Origin of the sequence: Micromonospora sp. WMMA1998 (assembly GCF_027497375.1) — a bacterium.
GTDB classification, from domain to species: domain Bacteria; phylum Actinomycetota; class Actinomycetes; order Mycobacteriales; family Micromonosporaceae; genus Micromonospora; species Micromonospora sediminicola.
Genome location: NZ_CP114911.1, coordinates 36,345 through 55,344, shown reverse-complemented (window position 1 = coordinate 55,344; position 19,000 = coordinate 36,345). Strand labels below are relative to the sequence as shown.

The following is a 19,000-nucleotide window of genomic DNA, read 5'->3' as shown; positions in this document are numbered from 1 at the left end:
TGCTTGCAAAGAAAGTGTGCAACTAGCGGTACAGCTCGGCGACCCCACGCAGCCGGGTCCGCAGCAGCCCGACGGCGCGGGCGGAGTCCAGCACCACCTCGGCCGGGCGGTGCAGCCCGGCGCCCGCGATCGTGGTCGTCAGCAGTCCGCCCGCGTCCACGCCGTCGTGCCGCGCCACCAGGACTCCCAGCTCGGCACGGCTCACCGCGTCCGGCCCAGCCACGTTCAGCGGTCCGGCGTAGTCGCCCGGCACCAGCTCCAGCACGGCGGCGGCCAGGTCGGCGACGTGGACCGGGCAGCGCAGCTCGTCGGTGAAGAGCGTCGCCCGGCCGGCCAGCGCGTCCCGGCAGAGCTGGATCTGCTTGCTCCCCTCCCCCACGATCAGCGACGTGCGCACCAGCGCGGCGCCCGGGTCCACCGCCCGCACCGCCGTCTCCGCCGCCGCCTTCGCCGCGCCGTACGCGTGCAGCGGCGTGGGCATGTCCTCGTCCGCGTAGGGCTTCGGCCGCCCGGCGTGCAGCGCGTCGCTGGACAGGTGCACCAGCCGGGCGCCCACCTCGGCGACGGCGACCGCGATGTGGGCCGCCCCGTCCGCCGTGACCGCCCAGTCGTCGTACCGGTAGGGGGTGGCCACGACCGCGTCGGGGCGTACCCCGGTCAGCAGCGCGCGCACGGCGGCGCGGTCGGTCACGTCGAGCCGGCGCGGCGCGACGCCCGGCACCGCGACGGCCGCGCGGTGGTACGTGCCGACCACCCGGTGCCCGGCGGCCACCGCCTGCCGGCACACCTCGGCGCCGAGGAAGCCGCTGGCGCCCACCACGAGCAGGTTCATGTCGTCTCCCCCGAAGATCGAAAAGGCCCGCGTCATCATGACGCGGGCCTGTTCCGAAAGCGAGGATCAGACCGGGTCGGCCACCGGGGCGGCCGGGCCGGCGGTGCCGGCGTGCGGGCCGGCCGGGGCCTTCGGCTTGGCGTCGATGCCGGCCTCGGCGCGCTGCTGCCCGGTGATCGGGGTCGGCGCGCCGGTCAGCGGGTCGAAGCCACCGCGCGTCTTCGGGAACGCGATCACCTCGCGGATCGAGTCCGCGCCGGCCAGCAGCATGCAGACCCGGTCCCAGCCGAACGCGATGCCGCCGTGCGGCGGGGCACCGTACTTGAACGCCTCCAGCAGGAAGCCGAACTTGTCCTGCGCCTCGTCGGGGGTGATGCCGAGCAGGTCGAACACCCGCTGTTGCACGTCGCCGCGGTGGATACGGATCGAGCCGCCGCCGATCTCGTTGCCGTTGCAGACGATGTCGTACGCGTAGGCCAGCGCCCGGTCCGGCGCGGACTCGAACCGGTCCACCCACTCGGCGTTCGGCGAGGTGAACGGGTGGTGCACGGCGGTCCAGCCGCCCTCGTCCGTGCGCTCGAACATCGGCGCGTCGACCACCCAGCAGAACGCCCAGGCGCTCTCGTCGACCAGGTTCGACCGCTTGGCGATCTCGATCCGGGCCGCGCCGAGCAGCTCCTGGGCCTCGCGCGTGTTCGTGCTCGCGGCGAAGAAGATGGCGTCGCCGGGCTTCGCGCCGACCGCGTCGGCCAGGCCGGCCAGGTGCGCCTCGGACAGGTTCTTCGCCACCGGGCCGCGCGGCTCGCCGGTCTCCGCGTCCAGCACCACGTACGCCAGGCCGCGCGCGCCGCGCGCCTTGGCCCAGTCCTGCCAGCCGTCCAGCTCCTTGCGGGTCTGCGACGCGCCGCCCGGCATCACCACCGCGCCGACGTAGCCGCCCGCGTCGATCGCGCCGGCGAACACCCGGAACTCGGTGCCGCGCAGGTAGTCGGTCAGCTCGGTCAGCTCCACGCCGTAGCGCAGGTCCGGCTTGTCCGAGCCGTAGCGGGACATGGCGTCGTGCCAGGTGATCCGCGGGATCGGCCGGGCGATCTCGTGGCCGGCCAGCTCGGACCAGAGCTTCGCCACGATCGCCTCGCCGAGGTCGATCACGTCGTCCTCGGTGACGAACGACATCTCGATGTCGAGCTGGGTGAACTCCGGCTGCCGGTCGGCGCGGAAGTCCTCGTCCCGGTAGCAGCGGGCGATCTGGTAGTAGCGCTCCATGCCACCGACCATGAGCAGCTGCTTGAACAGCTGCGGCGACTGCGGCAGCGCGTACCAGCTGCCCGGCTGCAGCCGCACCGGCACCAGGAAGTCGCGCGCGCCCTCCGGGGTGGAGCGGGTCAGCGTCGGCGTCTCGATCTCCAGGAAGTCCCGCTCGTGCAGCACCGTGCGGGCGAGCTGGTTGGCCTTCGAGCGCAGCCGCATCGCCCTGGCCGGGCCGCCCCGGCGCAGGTCGAGGTAGCGGTACTTGAGCCGGATGTCGTCGCCGGCCTCGATCTGGTCGTCCACCGGCAGCGGCAGCGGCGCGGCCTCGGAGAGCACCTCCAGCGCGGCGGCGGTCACCTCGACCTCGCCGGTCGGCAGGTCCGGGTTCTCGTTGCCCTCGGGGCGACGGGTGACCTCACCGGTGACCTTGACGCAGAACTCGTTGCGCAGCGCGTGCGCGTCCTCCTCGCGGAAGACCACCTGCACGACGCCGGAGGCGTCGCGCAGGTCGACGAAGATGACACCGCCGTGGTCGCGCCGGCGGGCCACCCACCCGGCGAGCGTCACCGTCGAGCCGGCGTCCGCGGCGCGCAGGCTTCCGGCATTGTGGGTACGGATCACGGCTGGCGTCTCCTCAATCTGGTCCACGACTGCTTCCCGCATTCTGTCAGGGCGGACCGGCCGGCTCCCGGGCACCCGGCGGAGCGGCCCGGCCCGGGGGTGTGGCAAAGCCGGGCCGTGACCCGGGCGGACGGTTACCGTGGCCGGGTGCGCGCCGTACCGAGCTGGGCCGTGGCCGTCGCGGCGGCCGCGCCCGCGATGCTGGTGGCGGGATGGACGGTCGCCGGCACCCGCCAGCCTCCCGGTTACGACCCGGTGCGGGACACGATCAGCGAGCTGGCCGGCGAGGGGGCGACCGACCCCTGGCTGATGGGTGGTGTCCTGGTGCTGCTCGGCGTCGCCTACGTCGCCACCGCCGCGGTGCTGCACGCCGCCGGGCTGGCCAGCCGGTTCCTGCTCGCGGTCGGTGGCACGGCCACCGTCGGGTTGCTCGCGTTCCCCCGCCCCGAGGTGGGCGGCTCACCGGCGCACGGTGTGGTGGCCACGGTCGCCGTGCTCGCGCTGTCGCTGTGGCCCGCCGGCTCGGCCCTGCGCCTGCCGCGCGCCGTGCGCCGGGAGGTGGCCGCCTCGCCCACCGGCACGCCCCCGTGGGCGTTCCGCCGGCCGGTGGCGCTGACCGTGACCGCGGTCCTGCTGGTGCTGTTCGGCTGGTTCGTGGTGGAGGTGACCGGCGGCTCGCGGACCGGGCTGGCCGAGCGGGTGGCTGCCCTGGCCGTCGCGCTCTGGCCGCTGGCCGCGGTCCTGTCGGCCCGCCGGGCGCACCGACACTGGGCGGCCTCGGCCGCCGGTACGACGGAACGGGCCGCCGGTCGCCCGGCGGCCCGTCCACGAAAGGCGGATCAGTAGACGCTGACCCCGTAGACGCTGAGCGCCTCGGTGACCGGCTGGAAGTAGGTGGTGCCACCGGTGCGGCAGTTGCCGCTGCCACCCGACGTCATGCCCAGCGCGGTGCTGCCCGAGAAGAGCGAGCCGCCGCTGTCGCCGGGCTCGGCGCAGACGTTGGTCCGGATCAGGCCGTAGACCGAACCCTCGGCGTAGTTGACCGTCGCGTTGGTGGCGTTGACCGAGCCGCTGCGCAGGCCGGTGGTGCTGCCGGAGCGCTGCACGCTCTGGCCCACGTAGGCGTTACCGGCACCGGTGATGTCGCGGTAGCTGCCGTTGTAGAGGTAGACGTTGCCCGGCTGCGAGCCGCTGCTGTAGCGGACGATGCCGTAGTCGTTGCCCGGGAAGCTCGTCCCGGCGCGGGTGCCGAGCAGGCTGGTCTGCGAGGAGTTGCTGTACCAGCTCGACGAGATGTTGGTGCAGTGGCCCGCGGTGAGGAAGTAGTAGGTCGAGCCGCTGCGGACGTTGAAGCCGAGCGAGCAGCGCCCGCCGCCGCCGGCGTAGATGGCCTGGCCGCCGGAGATCCGGGTGCTGAGCGTGCCGGCCTCGGCCTCGATCCGGACCGCGCCACCGGTGCGGGCGGCGGCGGCCTTGACCCGCGCCAGCTTCGCGCCGGTGACGGTGCTGTCGACGGAGACGACGACCTGGTTGGTCGCCGGGTCGGTCCACCAGGCGGTGCCCGGGATCTTGGCGGAGCGCTCCAGCTCGCTGGTGGCGGCCCTGAGCTGCTTGGCGCCGCGGGTGACCAGCTTCGGCGTGGCGCCGGCGGCGTGCACCTGGCGGGCGGCGGCGGCGTCGGTCACCGTGACGACCATCGTGCCGCTGGCGTCGGCGTACGCGCCGGCGGCCCGGTCGCCGAGCTTGGCCACGAGCGTGGCGGCGGCGTCGGGGGAGGCGGGGGCGGGGGCGGCCTGGGCGGGGGCGCCGAGCAGGGAGCCGGTGGCCAGGGTGCCGGCCAGGGCGACGGCGGCGGCGCGACGGAGCGTGGACCTCGTGGGTCGCATGTAACAACCTCCGAATGGGGGTGAACGGGCGCTGTCATGGGTAAGCGCCCGAGGACGACCCGGGCGACCTGGGGAAACCGTCCGGGCTGACCAAAGTATTCACATATTTAAGATCGTAAGCAAGACATGACTTTGCCCGGATTCGCACCCGGCCCGATGTAACGCCGTGGCAACAACATCGACATGGAGTGTCAGAGCCGCTCAGGGCGGTCAGACGCGACGGCGGGCCCCCGGGCCGGGTCGGGGCAGCACGTCGCGCGGCTCGACCACGTCGTGCCCGTCGGCGCAGCGCAGCCCGACCCGGACCTCGGCGCCGCAGTCGCGGTGCGCCACGCTCAGCGGCGAGCCCTCCGGGTCGGCGAGGTAGCGGTCGCCCCACCCGAGCACCGCGACCAGCACCGGCGGGCGCAGCGGCCTGGAGCTGCTGCGCGCGATGATCGCCGGCGAGCTGGCCGGGCCGCCGGTCATGCACCTGATCGACATGGCCCGGATGGAGGCCGACGAGGGGCGCGTGACGGTCGAGCTACTGCCGCAGGAGTTCCACTACAACCCGCTCGGCACCGTGCACGGCGGGGTCCTCTCCACGCTGTTGGACACCGCCGCGGGCTGCGCCGTGCACACCACCCTGCCGGCCGGCGTCGGCTACACCTCGCTCGACCTCAACGTGAAGTTCCTGCGCCCGGTCACCGTGGACAGCGGCACGCTGCGCTGCGAGGGCACCGTGCTGCAACGCGGTCGCCGCACCGCCCTGGCCGAGGCCCGCCTCACGGACCCCGCCAACCGCCTCGTCGCCCACGCCACCTCCACCTGCCTCCTCTTCCCCCTCGACCACCCCGCCTGACCCGCCCCCTCCCCCTCCCCCTCCCCCCCGCGATCTTGCACTTTCGGCCCACGGAACGCCTGATCCACGGCTTCTGCCCGGGCAGCAACTGCAAGATCGCCGAAGGGTGGGGTTAGCGGGGGGTGGTCAGGCGGGCGGCGCGGGCGGCGCGGCGCTCCTCGAAGCGGGACGCCTGGGTCTCCAGGGTGTCCAGGTGGGCGGCGATCTGGTCGCGGGCGGCCTCGCCGTCGGCGTCCAGGCCGGTCACGTCGAACAGGTTCCACTGGCGCAGCACCGGCATCACCACCTCGTCCCGGTGCTGCCGCAGGTCGTAGATCCCGGCCAGCGCGATCGCCACCGACTTGCGGGCGAAGCCGTCGATGCCCACGCCGGGCATCTGGAAGTCGGCCAGCACGTCGGCGACCGCCCGCATGGCCTGGCTCGGCGCCAGCTCGACCGCGGCGCCGAGCAGGTTGCGGTAGAAGACCATGTGCAGGTTCTCGTCCGCCGCCACCCGGGCCAGCAGCGCCTCGCACGCCGGGTCGCCGGTGGCCCGGCCGGTGTTGCGGTGCGAGATGCGGGTGGCCAGCTCCTGGAACGACACGTACGCCAGCGAGTGCAGCACCTCGTCGTCGTGGACGTTGTGGTAGCCGGCGGACATGTGCACCATCCGGGCCCGCTCCAGCGCCACCGGATCCACCGCCCGGGTCACCGTGAGATAGTCCCGGATCGCGGTGCCGTGCCGCCCCTCCTCGGCGGTCCACCGGTGCACCCAGGTGCCCCACGCGCCGTCACGCCCGAAGAGCGTGGCGATCTCGTGGTGGTACGAGGGCAGGTTGTCCTCGGTGAGCAGGTTGACGATCAGCGCGGTGCGGGCCACCTCGGGCAGCGTCGAGTCGGTCTCGGACCAGGCCTCGCCGCCGAGCGGGCCGTCGAAGGTGCGCCCGTCGCTCCACGGCACGTACTCGTGCGGGAACCATTCCTTGGCCAGCGACAGGTGGCGGTCGAGGTTCTTCTCGACCACGGGCTCCAGTTCGGTGAGCAGGGCGGTCTGGCTGAGCACGGACACGACGTTCTCCCTACGGTGGCGTAACTTACGCCACCGTAGGTCCAAACGTCGTCAGGCGCCAGTGCCGGCCGGACCCACCAGCGGTGTGAGGTCCGCCCGGGGCGGCGTCCACTCGCCCGCCGCCGCGGCCACCTGCTCACCGGAACGGATGTCCTTCACCTCGTCGCCGTCCGCGCCGGGGAACCAGACGTACGGGATGCCCCGCCGCTCGGCGTACCGGATCTGCTTGCCGAACTTCGCCGCGGACGGCGACACCTCGGTGGGCACACCCCGGGACCGCAGCGTTGCCGCGACCGCGTCGCTGGCCGCCCGATCCTCCTCGGCGGTGACCGCGACCAGCACACACGTCGGCACCGACCGGGACACCGACAGCGCCTCGGCGCCGAAGAGCAGGCCGAGCATCCGGGTCACCCCGATCGAGATGCCCACCCCGGGGAACCGGACACTGCCCGCACTGGCCAGGTTGTCGTAGCGGCCGCCGGAGCAGATCGAGCCGAACCGCTCGTAGCCGATCATCTGCGTCTCGTAGACCGTGCCGGTGTAGTAGTCCAGGCCCCGGGCGATGCGCAGGTCCGCGACGCAGAGGCCGGGCGCGTGCGCGGCGGCGGTCTCCACCACGGCGGTCAACTCCGCGATGCCCTCGTCGAGCAGGGGATCGCTCACCCCGAGGGCGCGCACCGCGTCGGCGAACGAGGCGTCGGGCGCGGAGATCTCGGCCAGCGCGAGACACGCCTTGGCCTGGGCCTCGCTCGCCCCGGCGGTCTCGGCCAGCAGATCGGCCACCTTCGCCGGGCCGAGCTTGTCGAGCTTGTCCACGGCGCGCAGCGCCGCCTCCGGGTCGGTCAGCCCGATGCCCCGGTAGAAACCCTCGCAGATCTTGCGGTTGTTGACCTGGATCCGCACCGGCGGGATGGGCAGCGACCGCAGCGCGTCACCGATCACCAGCGGCATCTCGGCCTCGTAGTGCGCCGGCAGCGAGTCCCGGTCGACGATGTCGATGTCGGCCTGGAGGAACTCGCGGTAGCGGCCCTCCTGCGGCCGCTCCCCCCGCCACACCTTCTGGATCTGGTAGCGGCGGAACGGGAACTGCAGCTTGCCGGCGTTCTCCAGCACGTAGCGGGCGAACGGCACGGTCAGGTCGAAGTGCAGGCCGAGCGCGTCGTCCCCGGCCGGGCCGTCGGCGTCGGCCTGCAACCGGCGCAGCAGGTAGACCTCCTTGGAGGTCTCCCCCTTGCGCAGGAGCTGGTCGAGTGGCTCCACCGAGCGGGTCTCCAGCGGGGAAAAGCCGTACAGCTCGAACGTGGCGCGGATCCGGTCGAGCACGAACTGCTCGATCATCCGCTGGGCCGGCGTCCACTCGGGGAAGCCGGAGATGGGCGTGGGCTTGCTCATGGCGTGCTCCTCGAACCCGCGTCGGCGGGGACGTTCGTCGCGGTCAGAGACCGCGGGTGGGCGCGGCCGGGCGCGCGGACCCCGCCACCTCGACGAGGTAGGGGTTGGTCGCGCGCTCGCGGCCGATGGTGGTCGCGGGACCGTGGCCGGGCAGGACGACGGTGTCGTCGGCCAGCGGGAGAACCTTCTCCCGGAGGCTGGCCAGCATGCGGGGCATGCTGCCGCCCGGCAGGTCGGTGCGCCCGATCGAGCCGGCGAAGAGCACGTCGCCGGAGAGGCAGATCTCGTCGGCCTCCCAGGACGAGCCGGCGCCGGGCATCCGGAACAGCACCGACCCGCCGGTATGGCCGGGGGCGTGGTCGACGGTGATCTCCAACCCGGCCAGCGACAGGGTCGCGCCGTCGGTCAGCTCGGCCACGTCGTCGGGCTCGGCGTAGGGCAGGCGACCGCCGAAGAGCGCGGTGAGGTCCATCGAGAGCGCCTTGGACGGGTCGGCCAGCAGCTCCCGGTCCTCCGGGTGGACGTAGGCGGCGATGCCGCGCGCCCCGCAGACCGGCGCGACCGAGAAGGTGTGGTCCAGGTGCCCGTGGGTGAGCAGCACGGCGGCCGGGTGCAGGCGGTGCTCGGCGAGCACCTCGTCGAGCCGGTCGAGCACCCCGATGCCGGGGTCGACCACCACGCACTGCTCCCCCGGAGCGGTCGCCACCACATAGCAGTTGGTGCCGAAGGCGTCCGCGGGAAAGCCGGCCACGAGCACGTCCGTCCCCTTTCCGTCCGGTCGTCGTCCTCGCCCAGCAGCCTAGTCGCACCGGCGAGCGGGTTTCGCCCGCCACCGGACCCGCCCGCCCCAGGGGTCCCAGTGACACCTCCCGATAAACGCAGGCGGGACCTCGTACACCACATTCACAGTCGCTACCCGTACACTCTGGCGGGCGTGTGGCGTGGCGCACCCCGACCGGGACGGCGGGCGGCGTCGGCGACGCCGGCGACGATCAGGCAGAGGAAGGGGAGCACCTGTGGCTTCCAGCAGGGACCGGCAGCGCAAACTGGCGCGGGCCAAGCTCGACCGGCAGCTCGCCCGGCGGGCCGCGGCCGCGAAGCGCCGCCGGCAGATCCAGGCCGGTGTCGGCGCCGCGGTGGTGCTCGCGCTGATCGTGGCCGGTTCGGCCTGGGCGCTCGGCGCGTTCGACTCCGATCCGGAGAAGCCGACCGCCGAGGACGTGTGCCTCTGGACCCCGCAGGACGGCGCGGCGAACACCAACCTCAAGGACGTCGGCACCCCCGCCACCAAGGACCTGCCGACCGAGGGCACGCGGTCGATGACGATCACCACCAACCAGGGTGGGCCGATCACCGTCGGCCTGGACCTGGCCGACGCCCCGTGCGGCGCGGCGAGCCTCGCGCACCTGGCCAGCCGGTCGTTCTACGACAACACCACGTGCCACGAGATCACCACCGAGGGCGCGCTGCGCTGCGGCGACCCGAGCGGCACCGGGATCGGCGGGCCGACCTACTCGTTCTACAACGAGAACGTCCCGTCCGCGCCGGAGCCCAGCCCGTCGGCCTCGCCGGCGCCGGGGCAGCCGCCGGCGTACCCGAAGGGCACGGTCGCCATGATCGGCAACCCGCCCGGCACCAACGGCAGCCAGTTCCTGATCTTCTTCAAGGACTCCAACCCGGCCAAGCCGGACTACAGCGTGGTCGGCCGGGTCACCGGCGGCCTCGACGTGGTGGAGAAGATCGGCGCGCTCCCGACCGTGGACAATGGCAGCGGCGCCAAGGTCAAGCCGAAGACGGACGTGGTGATCCAGAGCCTCACCGTCAGCGAGCCGAACGCCGCGCCGGCCGCGTCCAGCGCGCCGGCGAGCAGCCCCAGCGCCGGCTGAGTCGACGCTGATCCACCCATGACTCGACGGCGCGCGGCGCCGTCCCCCGATACCCAGCAGGTGAGGAGAGACCGTGACGTCCACGAGAGACCGCCAGCGCGCGGCGGCGCGGGCCCGGCTCGAACGGGAGATGGCCGAGCGGGCCGGCAAGGCCCGCAAGCGCCGGCAGACGCAGGCGATCGTCGGCGCCGCCGCCGTGCTGGTGCTCGTCGTGGCCGGCACCGTCTGGCTCGCCACCTCGCTCGGCGACGATGACGACGACAAGCAGGGTGGCACCGCCGCCGGCTTCGTCCAGTGCGCCTACACCGAGGTGCCCAAGGAGGGCCGGCCGGCGCAGATCAAGGACGTCGGGCTGCCGCCGGCGGAGCAGGCCGCCAAGGGCACCCAGACGATGACGATCGACACCAACCTGGGCCCGATCACCGCCAAGCTGGACCGCGCCAAGGTGCCCTGCACCGCCGGCAGCTTCACCCACCTGGCCAGCAAGGGCTTCTTCGACAACACCAAGTGCCACCGACTGGTCACCCAGGGCATCCAGGTGCTCCAGTGCGGCGACCCGAGCGCGACCGGCAAGGGCTGGCGGGACACCGACGGCACCGGCGGGCCGAGCTACAACCTGGCCGAGGAGAACCTGCCCACCGACAAGCGCCCGCCCTACCCGGAGGGCGTGATCGCGATGGCCAACTCCAGCCAGCCGGGCAGCACCGGCAGCCAGTTCTTCATCGTGTACGGCGACTCGCAGCTCGACCCGAACTACACGGTGCTGGGCACGATCACCGGCGGGATGGACGTGGTGAAGCAGGTCGCGGCGGCCGGCGACGACGGCGCGTTCGCCCAGCAGGCCGGCGGCGGTCACCCGAAGAAGGAACTCGTGATGACCAAGGTGAACCTGAGCCCGATCCAGGGCTGAGCACCCGCACGACGACGAAGCACCCGCCGGCTGGGATCAGCCGGCGGGCGCTTCCGTGTGCGGGGTGGGCGGCTCAGGCCCCCGACGTGACCCGGTACGCGTCGAAGACGCCGTCGACCTTGCGCACCGCGGCGAGCAGGTGCCCGAGGTGCTTCGGGTCGGCCATCTCGAAGCTGAACCGGCTGACCGCCACCCGGTCCCGGGTGGTGGTGACGGTGGCGGAGAGGATGTTCACCCGCTCCTCGGAGAGCACCCGGGTGACGTCGGCCAGCAGCTTGTGCCGGTCCAGCGCCTCCACCTGGATGGCGACCAGGAACGTGGAGGCGGAGGTGAGCTTCCAGCTCACCTCGACCACCCGCTCGGGCTGGGCGCGCAGGTCCTCGGCGTTGGCGCAGTCGTCGCGGTGCACGCTGACCCCGCCGGAGCGGGTGACGAAGCCGAACACCGAGTCCGGCGGCACCGGCGTGCAGCACCGGGCCAGCTTGATCCAGACGTCGCTGACGCCGCGGACCACCACGCCCGGGTCGGCGCTGCTCTGCCGGCTGCGCGGCGGCCGGGTGGCGACGGCGGTCTCGGCGATGTCCTCCGCCGCGCCCTCCTCGCCGCCGTAGGAGGCCATCAGCTTCTGCACCACCGACTGGGCGGAGACCTGGCTGTCGCCGACCGCCGCGTAGAGCGAGGCCACGTCGGCCAGGTGCAGGTCCCGGGCGATCGCCATCAACGCGTCCGAGGTGAGCATCCGCTGCAACGGCATGCCCTGCTTGCGCATCGCCTTGACGATCGCGTCCTTGCCGGCCTCGATCGCCTCCTCGCGCCGCTCCTTGTTGAAGTACTGGCGGATCTTGGTGCGGGCGCGCGGGCTCTTGACGAAGCCCAGCCAGTCCTGCGTCGGCCCGGCCGTGTCGGACTTCGACGTGAAGATCTCGATCACGTCGCCGTTGGACAGCGTCGACTCCAGCGGCACCAGCTTGCCGTTGACCCGCGCGCCGATGCACTTGTGCCCGACCTCGGTGTGCACCGCGTACGCGAAGTCGACAGGCGTCGAACCGGTCGGCAGCGGGATGACGTCACCCTTGGGGGTGAAGACGTACACCTCCTGGCTGGACAGGTCGAAGCGCAGCGCGTCCAGGAACTCGCTCGGGTCGGCCGCCTCGCGCTGCCAGTCCAGCAGCTGCCGCAGCCAGGTCATCTCGTCGATGTGCGCCGGCGGGCCCACCACCGGGGTGCCCTTGTGCTCCTTGTACTTCCAGTGCGCGGCGATGCCGAACTCGGCGGTGCGGTGCATCGCGTAGGTGCGGATCTGCATCTCCACCGGCTTGCCGGTGGGCCCGATGACCGTCGTGTGCAACGACTGGTACATGTTGAACTTGGGCATGGCGATGTAGTCCTTGAACCGGCCCGGCACCGGCTGCCAGTTGGCGTGGATGACCCCCAGCGCCGCGTAGCAGTCGCGCACCGTGTCGACCAGGATCCGCACCCCGACCAGGTCGTAGATGTCGTTGAAGTCGCGCCCCCGCACGATCATCTTCTGGTAGATCGAGTAGAGGTGCTTCGGCCGGCCGGTGGTCTCCGCCTTGATCTTGGCGGCCTTCAGGTCGGTCGACACCTTCTGGGTCACCTGGCGCAGCAGCGCCTCGCGCTGCGGCTGGTGCTCCCCGATCAGTCGGTTGATCTCCTCGAACCGCTTCGGGAACAGCGTGCCGAAGGCGAGATCCTCCAGCTCCCACTTGATCGTGTTCATACCGAGGCGGTGCGCCAGCGGGGCGAGGATCTCCAGCGTCTCCTTGGCCTTCTGCTCCTGCTTGGGGCGGGGCAGGAAGGTCAGCGTCCGCATGTTGTGCAGCCGGTCGGCCAGCTTGATCACCAGGACCCGCGGGTCCTTCGCCATGGCCACGACCATCTTGCGGATCGTCTCCGCCTTGGCCGCGTCGCCCAGCTTGACCTTGTCGAGCTTGGTGACGCCGTCGACCAGCAGCGCGACCTCACCGCCGAAGTCGGCCCGCATCGCGTCGAGCGTGTATTCGGTGTCCTCGATCGTGTCGTGCAGCAGCGCCGCGACCAGCGTCGTGGTGTCCATGCCCAGGTTGGCCAGGATGGTCGCCACGGCGAGCGGGTGGGTGATGTACGGGTCGCCGGACTTGCGGTACTGACCCGAGTGCCAGCGCGCGGCCGTGTCGAAGGCGCGCTGCAGCAGCCGGGCGTCGGCCTTGGGGTGGGCGTCCCGGTGGGTGGAGATCAGCGGCTCCAGCACCTCGCTGACCTGCGAGGTCTGCCAAGGCGCGTTGAACCGGGCCAGCCGGGCGCGTACCCGACGGCCGGTCGGCGCGTTGGAGAGGGCGAACCCGCCGCTGGTCGAGGGGTCGTCGGTCGGGAACGGCACCACGACCGCGCCGCCGTCGGCCGTCGCGTCGGGCACGCCCCCGGTGGCGCCGGTCGCCCGGGCCGGAGGATTGCCGCTGCGCTCGGTCACCGAGCCGTCCGCGTCGCCTGTCGGGTGCACCGTGCCCTCCACCGGAGGGACGACATCGTGGGACACCGGCCTCCTCACCGCTCGCCGGGGATGCGTCGGCCGTGCGGCCGACGTCTGGTTCAACCGACCCGGGGGTCGGTGTTGTTCCGCGCCGGTCACCGGGGCCGGGCCCCGGCGGCTCGCCGCCCCGGACGGTCGCCCGCCCGGTCAGGCAAAGGGCAATGGTACCCGTACGCAGGGTACGCCGCCGCTCCGCCGGACGGTCCGAGCCGGTCGCGCCGACCGGCCGGCGGGTCAAACGGTCAACAGGGCATGGACCGGACGCGGGGCGAGCCGTTCCCGGCCCTTGAGGAAGCCCAGCTCCAGCAGGACGGTGAAACCGGAGACCGTGCCGCCGGCCCGCTCCACCAGGTCGAGGGTGGCCTCGGCGGTCCCGCCGGTGGCCAGCACGTCGTCGAGGACGAGGACCCGGTGCCCGGCGGTGAACGCGTCCTGGTGCACCTCCAGCGTGGCCTCGCCGTACTCCAGCGCGTAGGAGGCGGAGTGGGTCGCGCGGGGCAGCTTGCCGGCCTTGCGCACCGGCACCACACCGACCCCGGTGGCGTACGCCACGGCCGCCGCCAGCACGAACCCGCGCGCCTCGATCCCGGCGACGGTGTCGAACGAGTCCGGCCCGTGGTAGGCGATGATCCCGTCGATCACCTCGCGGAACGCGACACCGTCGGCGAAGAGCGGCATCAGGTCCTTGAACATGACCCCCGGCTTGGGGAAGTCCGGCACGTCGAGCAGCCGGCTCGCGACCAGCTGGGCGACCTCCGGGCCGCTGTCTCCCCGTACGCCGGCGGTGTGGGTCTCCGTCACGGTGCGTCCCATGTCCTCTCGAAACGACGACGGCGTCCGTCATGCCGTGACACCAGCATGACGGACGCCGTCCGGTCGGTTCCGTCCGGGTCAGCGGCGCTTCGCGCCGCCGGGCCGGTTGCCCCCGCCGCCGGCGGGGCGACCGCCCCGGGCGCCGCTGGGACGCTTGCCGGCCGGCCGGGCGCCGACCTTGGGCGCGGCGCCGGCCAGCGCTGCCGCGTCCGGGTCGATCGGCTCGTCGCCGACCGGCGCGGCGCGCGGCGCGCCCTTCGGGGTGATCTCGCCGCGGGCGAGCGCCCCTCGGCGGGCGAGCACCCGCTTGTTGTGGGCGCTGATCCGCGGGTCCTGGTTCTTCAACAGCACCAGCAGCGGGGTGGCCAGCAGGATCGAGGTCAGGAACGCCACCGCCATACCGACGAAGAGCACCAGGCCGAGGTCCTTCAGCGTGCCCGCGCCGAGCAGGCCGGCGCCGATGAAGAGCAGACCGCCGACCGGCAGCAACGCGACGACCGAGGTGTTCAGCGAGCGCATGAGGCTCTGGTTGAGCGCCAGGTTGGACGCCTCGCCGTAGGTGAGGTTGTTGTTCGCGGTGATGCCCCGCGTGTTCTCCTGCACCTTGTCGAAGACCACCACCACGTCGTAGAGCGCGAAGCCCAGAATGGTGAGGAAGCCGATGATCGTCGACGGGGTGACCTCGAAGCCGACAAGCGAGTAGATGCCGGCGGTGAGGACCAGGTTGGTCAGCAGCGAGGCGATCGCGGCGACCGCCATCCGCCACTCGAAGCGCAGCACCAGGTAGATCGACACCACCGCGATGAAGATCAGCAGACCGAGCAGCGCCCGCGAGGTTACCTGGCTGCCCCACGCCTCGGAGACCTGGCTGCCGCTGATCTGGTCGGCCTGGATCCCGAACTCCTCCGCCATCGCCGCCTTGGCCGCGTTGGCCTGGTCCTGGCTGAGCTGCCCGGTGCGCATCTCGTAGGTCTCGCCGCCGGCGCCGCCGACCTTCTGCGCGGTGACCACCTCGACGCCGGGCGCCTCCTTGGCCAGCACGTCGTCGACGGTGCGTTCGGCCTGGTCGAGCGTGCCGACGCTGGCCGGCACCTGGAACGAGTTGCCGCCGGCGAACTCGATGCCGAGGCTGAAGCCGCGGATCGCGAAGCTGAGCACGGCGATCAGCACCAGCGCGCCGGCGACCGCGAACCACACCTTGCGCTTGCCGACGATGTTGAGATCGGCCTCGCCCCGGTAGAGCCGGGCGGCCAGACCACTCTTCGCCATCTCAGGCCTCCTTGACGCGCGGGTTGCGGGCGGCGCCCGGCTCTGCCGACCGGGCCGGCAGCGCCCGACCCAGACCGCTGACCCGCGGGGACAGGAACGCCCGGGTGCGGGCGAACATCGTCATGATCGGGTGGCGGAAGAGGAACACGACGACCAGGTCCAGCACGGTCGCCAGGCCGAGCGCGAAGGCGAAGCCCTTCACCGCGCCGACCGAGACGATGTAGAGCACCACGGCCGACATCAGCGTGATGGCGTTCGCCGAGATGATCGTCCGGCGGGCCCGGATCCAGGCCCGCGGCACCGCGCTGCGCGGGCTGCGACCCTCGCGGATCTCGTCCTTCAGTCGTTCGAAGTAGATGACGAACGAGTCCGCCGCCACACCGAGCGAGACGATCATGCCGGCGATGCCGGCGAGCGTCAGCGTGAAGCCGATCGACCGGCCGAGCACCACCAGCGCGCCGAAGACCAGCAGCGCGGAGAGCACCAGGCTGAGGAAGATGACCGAGCCGAGCAGCCGGTAGTAGAAGAACGAGTAGATGATGACCAGCAGCATGCCGATGCCGGCCGCCAGCAGGCCCGCCTTGAGGTGGCTGTCGCCGAGCGTCGCGGTGACGTTCTGGCTCTCCTGCGGCTCGAACGTCACCGGCAGCGCGCCGTAGCGGAGCTGGCTGGCCAACGCGTTCGCCGACTTGTTGTCGAAGCTGCCGGTGATCTGCGAGTCACCGGTGAGCACGCCCTGGATCTCCGGCGAGGAGACGATCCGGTTGTCCAGCACCACGGCGACCCGGCACTTGCCGTCCTGGCCGAGCGCGGTCTGGTCGCAGGCCTGACCCTCGTTGTTGAACGACTCGCGGGTCAGCGCGGTCCACTTCTCCTGGCCGCTGCCGGTGAAGTTGAGGCTGACCACCCACTGGCTGGTCTGGTCGAGCTGGGCGGAGGCGTTCTTGACGTCGGTGCCCTCGACCTTGGCCACGTCGAGCAGGTTCTTCGCGCCGGCCTCGCAGGCCACCACCCGCTGCTTCGGGTCGTTGATCGAGCCGGCCGGCCGCTTGTCGAGCTGGGCGCAGGTGATGGTGGGGACGTTGAACTGCATGTCCGCCGGCAGCACCGCGATCTCCTGCGGGGAGAGCGTGCCGAACGGCTTGAGCTTGTCGGCCAGCGACGGGTCGGTCGCCAGGTCGGCCGGGGCCTTGAGGCCGGAGGCGGCGCCCCAGGCGGCCGCGCCCACCTTCTGCTCGACGGCCTTGCGCTGCTGCTCGATGCTCTGCGGCACCGGGGCGGCGCTGGCGCTCGGGCTCGGCGCGGCGGCGCTCGGCGAGGCCGACGGCGTCGGCGTGGCGCTGCCGCTCGGTGCCGGCGCCATCCCACCCTGACCGCCGGCGCTCGGCGACGCGGAGACCTTGGCGCTCGCGCTCGGCTTGGGCGAGGCGCTGCCGGTCGGCTTCGCGGACGCGCTGCCCGACGGCTTGGGGCTGGCACTGCCGGACGGAGCCGGGCTGGCGCTCGGGCTCGGCGGCGGGGCGAGGGCCGCGCCGGTGCCGTCGGTGGCCTTGAGCACCTTGCGGAAACGCAGCTCGGCGGCCTCACCGACGTCGGTCAGGTCGCGGTTCTGGCCGGGCAGGGAGATGACGATGTTGCGGTTGCCCTCGGTGACCACCTCGGCCTCGGCCACGCCGTAGGCGTTGACCCGGCTCTCGATGATCTGGCGCGCCTCTTCGAGGTTGTCGGCGGTCGGCGGCTTGCCGTCGACCGTGTTGGTGGCCTCGAGCGTCATCCGGGTGCCGCCGATGAGGTCCAGGCCGAGCCGGGGCTCCAGCCGGTCCTTCCAGCCACCGCTGGCGCCGCCCGAGAAGAACACCAAAAGATAGAGGACGACGAAGATGAACCCGAGCACGGCTAGCTGCCGTCCGGGGCGCATCTGTCCCTGAGGTGGTGCCACGGCTGTCCTGTCTCCCTGTACGGTCGCGCCGCTTCCGCGGCGGCGACATCTGTCGGGCCGGGGGTGTCCGCCCGACTGCTCCGGCTGGTCGGCCCCGGCGGACGGCACGCCGGCCCGGACGCGACGCGGGGGCGCCGCGCGGGCCTGCCCGCGTGCCGGCGTCCGACGCCGACCCAACTATCCACTTGTGCGGGTGTCCCCGCTGCCCCGTCCTGGGGCGGGCGGTCACTCCTTGACCGGCTCGGCTTCCTCGCTGATCGTCTCGGCCGCCGGCGCCTCGGCCCGCTTGATCACCCGGGCCACGGCCGGGCGGGCGTAGCGGGTCTGCACGCCGGGAGCGACCTCCAGCAGGACCGTGTCGTCCTCGACCACGGTGACCGTGCCGTGCAGGCCGCCGATGGTGACCACCTCGTCGCCCGGGGAGAGGGCGGACTGCATCTGCTCGGCCTCACGGCGGCGCTTCTGCTGCGGACGGATCATCATGAAGTACATGACGACGAAGAGCAGAGCGATCATGAGGATCGGCGTCAGACCGCCGGCTCCCCCGCCACTCGCTGCTGCGTAAAGCACGGTGTCGACCTTCCGGTTGGCCCCCGCCGGCCCCGGAGGGCACCGCAGCGGAGGCGGATTCTCACGTCCTGTACAGACCGCGGCGAAGTCTAGTCCCTGCTCCTGAGAACACCGAATGCGGCACAGATCACGTTCGGATCACGGCTGATCGGTCTGGACCGAGAACAGATCGGGCCCGGCCGGGGCGTCCGCACCAAATGTACCATTCGGTGGCGTACGCCCCAGATGATGCCAGGCAGCCGCCGTCGCCACCCGGCCCCGCGGGGTACGGGCCAGCAGCCCGGCCCGGACCAGGAACGGCTCGCAGACCTCCTCGACCGTGTCCGGCTGCTCCCCCACGGCCACCGCCATGGTGGAGAGCCCGACCGGGCCGCCCCGGAACGAGTCGACCAGCGCGGTGAGCACCGCCCGGTCCAGCCGGTCCAGGCCGAGCGCGTCCACGTCGTAGACGGTCAGCGCGGACCGCGCCGTCTCCACCGTCACCACGCCGTCGGCCCGCACCTCGGCGTAGTCGCGCACCCGGCGCAGCAGCCGGTTGGCGATCCGGGGTGTGCCCCGGGACCGGCCGGCGATCTCGGCCGCGCCGTCGGCGGTGATCGGCACGCCGAGGATCCGGGCGGAGCGGTGCAGCAGCGTCTCCAGGTCGGCCGGCGAGTAGAAGTCGAGGTGCGCGACGAAGCCGAACCGGTCCCGCATCGGACCGGTCAGCAGGCCCGAGCGGGTGGTGGCGCCGACCAGCGTGAACGGCTCCACGTCGAGCGGGATGGCGGTGGCGCCGGGGCCCTTGCCGACCACCACGTCGACCCGGAAGTCCTCCATGGCGCTGTAGAGCAGTTCCTCGGCCGGCTTGGCGATCCGGTGGATCTCGTCGATGAAGAGCACGTCGCCCTCGGCCAGGCTGGTCAGGATCGCGGCCAGGTCGCCGGAGCGCTCGATGGCCGGCCCGCTGGTCACCCGGATGCCCGCACCCAGCTCGGCGGCGACGATGTTGGCCAGGGAGGTCTTCCCGAGTCCGGGCGGCCCCGACAGGAGAATGTGGTCCGGCGGGGAGCCGCGTCGCATCGCGCCCTGCAACAGCAGGTCGAGCTGGTCGCGCACCCGGTCCTGGGCGATGAACTCGGCGAGCCGCTTCGGCCGGACGCTGGCCTCGGCGTCCCGCTCCGCGTCGCTGACGTAGGCCGAGACCAGGTTGTCGCCGGTCATCCGCGCGGG

The 19,000-nt window shown here is 72.5% G+C and carries 15 protein-coding genes and 2 pseudogenes; 4 read left to right on the top strand and 13 right to left on the bottom strand.

Annotation, left to right across the window (positions count from 1 at the left end; translation table 11 throughout):
* Positions 1 to 22: 22 nt before the first annotated feature.
* Positions 23 to 832 (bottom strand): sugar nucleotide-binding protein, encoded by an 810-nt coding sequence (locus O7600_RS00265; protein ID WP_281591725.1) that lies wholly within the window; start codon positions 830 to 832, stop codon positions 23 to 25.
* 66 nt (positions 833 to 898) lie between these two features.
* Positions 899 to 2,704, bottom strand: coding sequence for an aspartate--tRNA ligase (gene aspS, locus O7600_RS00260; protein WP_281594301.1), 1,806 nt, complete (start codon positions 2,702 to 2,704; stop codon positions 899 to 901).
* Positions 2,705 to 2,851: 147 nt separating this feature from the next.
* Between aspS and O7600_RS00255 the strand changes: the two genes are divergently transcribed.
* Positions 2,852 to 3,550: a DUF998 domain-containing protein gene (locus O7600_RS00255; protein WP_281591724.1), complete on the top strand. Its 699-nt coding sequence runs from the start codon at positions 2,852 to 2,854 to the stop codon at positions 3,548 to 3,550.
* Here the strand turns inward: O7600_RS00255 and O7600_RS00250 are convergent.
* Both O7600_RS00250 and O7600_RS00245 read right to left on the bottom strand, forming a co-directional pair.
* Positions 3,544 to 4,590 (bottom strand): S1 family peptidase, encoded by a 1,047-nt coding sequence (locus tag O7600_RS00250; RefSeq protein ID WP_281591723.1) that lies wholly within the window; start codon positions 4,588 to 4,590, stop codon positions 3,544 to 3,546. The genes O7600_RS00255 and O7600_RS00250 overlap by 7 nt on opposite strands.
* Positions 4,591 to 4,800: 210 nt before the next feature.
* A pseudogene (locus O7600_RS00245) lies at positions 4,801 to 4,992 on the bottom strand (transcriptional regulator); the annotation flags it as partial.
* Between the two features lie 4 nt (positions 4,993 to 4,996).
* Here O7600_RS00245 and O7600_RS00240 point away from each other — a divergent pair.
* Positions 4,997 to 5,431 (top strand): annotated as a pseudogene (locus O7600_RS00240) (PaaI family thioesterase); the annotation flags it as partial.
* Between the two features lie 112 nt (positions 5,432 to 5,543).
* Here the strand turns inward: O7600_RS00240 and O7600_RS00235 are convergent.
* The 3 genes from O7600_RS00235 to O7600_RS00225 are packed head-to-tail and all read right to left on the bottom strand — an operon-like array spanning position 5,544 to position 8,628.
* Positions 5,544 to 6,479, bottom strand: coding sequence for an acyl-ACP desaturase (locus tag O7600_RS00235; protein ID WP_281591722.1), 936 nt, complete (start codon positions 6,477 to 6,479; stop codon positions 5,544 to 5,546).
* 51 nt (positions 6,480 to 6,530) lie between these two features.
* A complete protein-coding gene (gene hisS, locus O7600_RS00230) occupies positions 6,531 to 7,871 on the bottom strand; it encodes a histidine--tRNA ligase (RefSeq protein WP_281591721.1) in 1,341 nt (446 codons plus the stop codon).
* 43 nt (positions 7,872 to 7,914) lie between these two features.
* A complete protein-coding gene (locus O7600_RS00225; protein ID WP_099161557.1) occupies positions 7,915 to 8,628 on the bottom strand; it encodes an MBL fold metallo-hydrolase in 714 nt (237 codons plus the stop codon).
* A 259-nt stretch (positions 8,629 to 8,887) separates the two neighbouring features.
* Between O7600_RS00225 and O7600_RS00220 the strand changes: the two genes are divergently transcribed.
* Positions 8,888 to 9,757, top strand: coding sequence for a peptidylprolyl isomerase (locus O7600_RS00220; protein ID WP_281591720.1), 870 nt, complete (start codon positions 8,888 to 8,890; stop codon positions 9,755 to 9,757).
* A 73-nt stretch (positions 9,758 to 9,830) separates the two neighbouring features.
* Positions 9,831 to 10,667, top strand: coding sequence for a peptidylprolyl isomerase (locus O7600_RS00215; RefSeq protein WP_281591719.1), 837 nt, complete (start codon positions 9,831 to 9,833; stop codon positions 10,665 to 10,667).
* A gap of 73 nt (positions 10,668 to 10,740) precedes the next feature.
* Here O7600_RS00215 and O7600_RS00210 read toward each other — a convergent pair whose 3' ends face one another.
* The 6 genes from O7600_RS00210 to ruvB form a co-directional block, all read right to left on the bottom strand.
* Entirely contained in the window at positions 10,741 to 13,179 is a 2,439-nt protein-coding gene (locus O7600_RS00210) for a bifunctional (p)ppGpp synthetase/guanosine-3',5'-bis(diphosphate) 3'-pyrophosphohydrolase (protein ID WP_172967999.1), read from the bottom strand.
* Positions 13,180 to 13,431: 252 nt separating this feature from the next.
* Positions 13,432 to 13,998, bottom strand: a complete 567-nt coding sequence (locus O7600_RS00205; protein WP_091583745.1) for an adenine phosphoribosyltransferase — start codon at positions 13,996 to 13,998, stop codon at positions 13,432 to 13,434.
* Between the two features lie 90 nt (positions 13,999 to 14,088).
* Positions 14,089 to 15,279, bottom strand: coding sequence for a protein translocase subunit SecF (gene secF, locus O7600_RS00200; RefSeq protein WP_091578127.1), 1,191 nt, complete (start codon positions 15,277 to 15,279; stop codon positions 14,089 to 14,091).
* Between the two features lies 1 nt (position 15,280).
* On the bottom strand, positions 15,281 to 17,218 hold the full coding sequence (secD, locus tag O7600_RS00195) for a protein translocase subunit SecD (RefSeq protein WP_281591718.1): 1,938 nt from the start codon (positions 17,216 to 17,218) through the stop codon (positions 15,281 to 15,283).
* A 225-nt stretch (positions 17,219 to 17,443) separates the two neighbouring features.
* Positions 17,444 to 17,788, bottom strand: a complete 345-nt coding sequence (gene yajC / locus O7600_RS00190; RefSeq protein WP_091578132.1) for a preprotein translocase subunit YajC — start codon at positions 17,786 to 17,788, stop codon at positions 17,444 to 17,446.
* 138 nt (positions 17,789 to 17,926) lie between these two features.
* Positions 17,927 to 18,991 carry a Holliday junction branch migration DNA helicase RuvB gene (gene ruvB / locus O7600_RS00185; protein WP_281591717.1) on the bottom strand — a complete coding sequence of 355 codons (1,065 nt, stop codon included), beginning with the start codon at positions 18,989 to 18,991 and terminating at the stop codon, positions 17,927 to 17,929.
* Positions 18,992 to 19,000: the final 9 nt, after the last annotated feature.

Coding starts and splice junctions, on each gene's coding strand:
- O7600_RS00265 (WP_281591725.1), bottom strand. CDS start 832: ATGAACCTGCTCGTGGTGGGCGCCAGCGGCTTCCTCGGCGCCGAGGTG.
- O7600_RS00250 (WP_281591723.1), bottom strand. CDS start 4,590: ATGCGACCCACGAGGTCCACGCTCCGTCGCGCCGCCGCCGTCGCCCTG.
- hisS (WP_281591721.1), bottom strand. CDS start 7,871: ATGAGCAAGCCCACGCCCATCTCCGGCTTCCCCGAGTGGACGCCGGCC.
- secF (WP_091578127.1), bottom strand. CDS start 15,279: ATGGCGAAGAGTGGTCTGGCCGCCCGGCTCTACCGGGGCGAGGCCGAT.
- ruvB (WP_281591717.1), bottom strand. CDS start 18,991: ATGACCGGCGACAACCTGGTCTCGGCCTACGTCAGCGACGCGGAGCGG.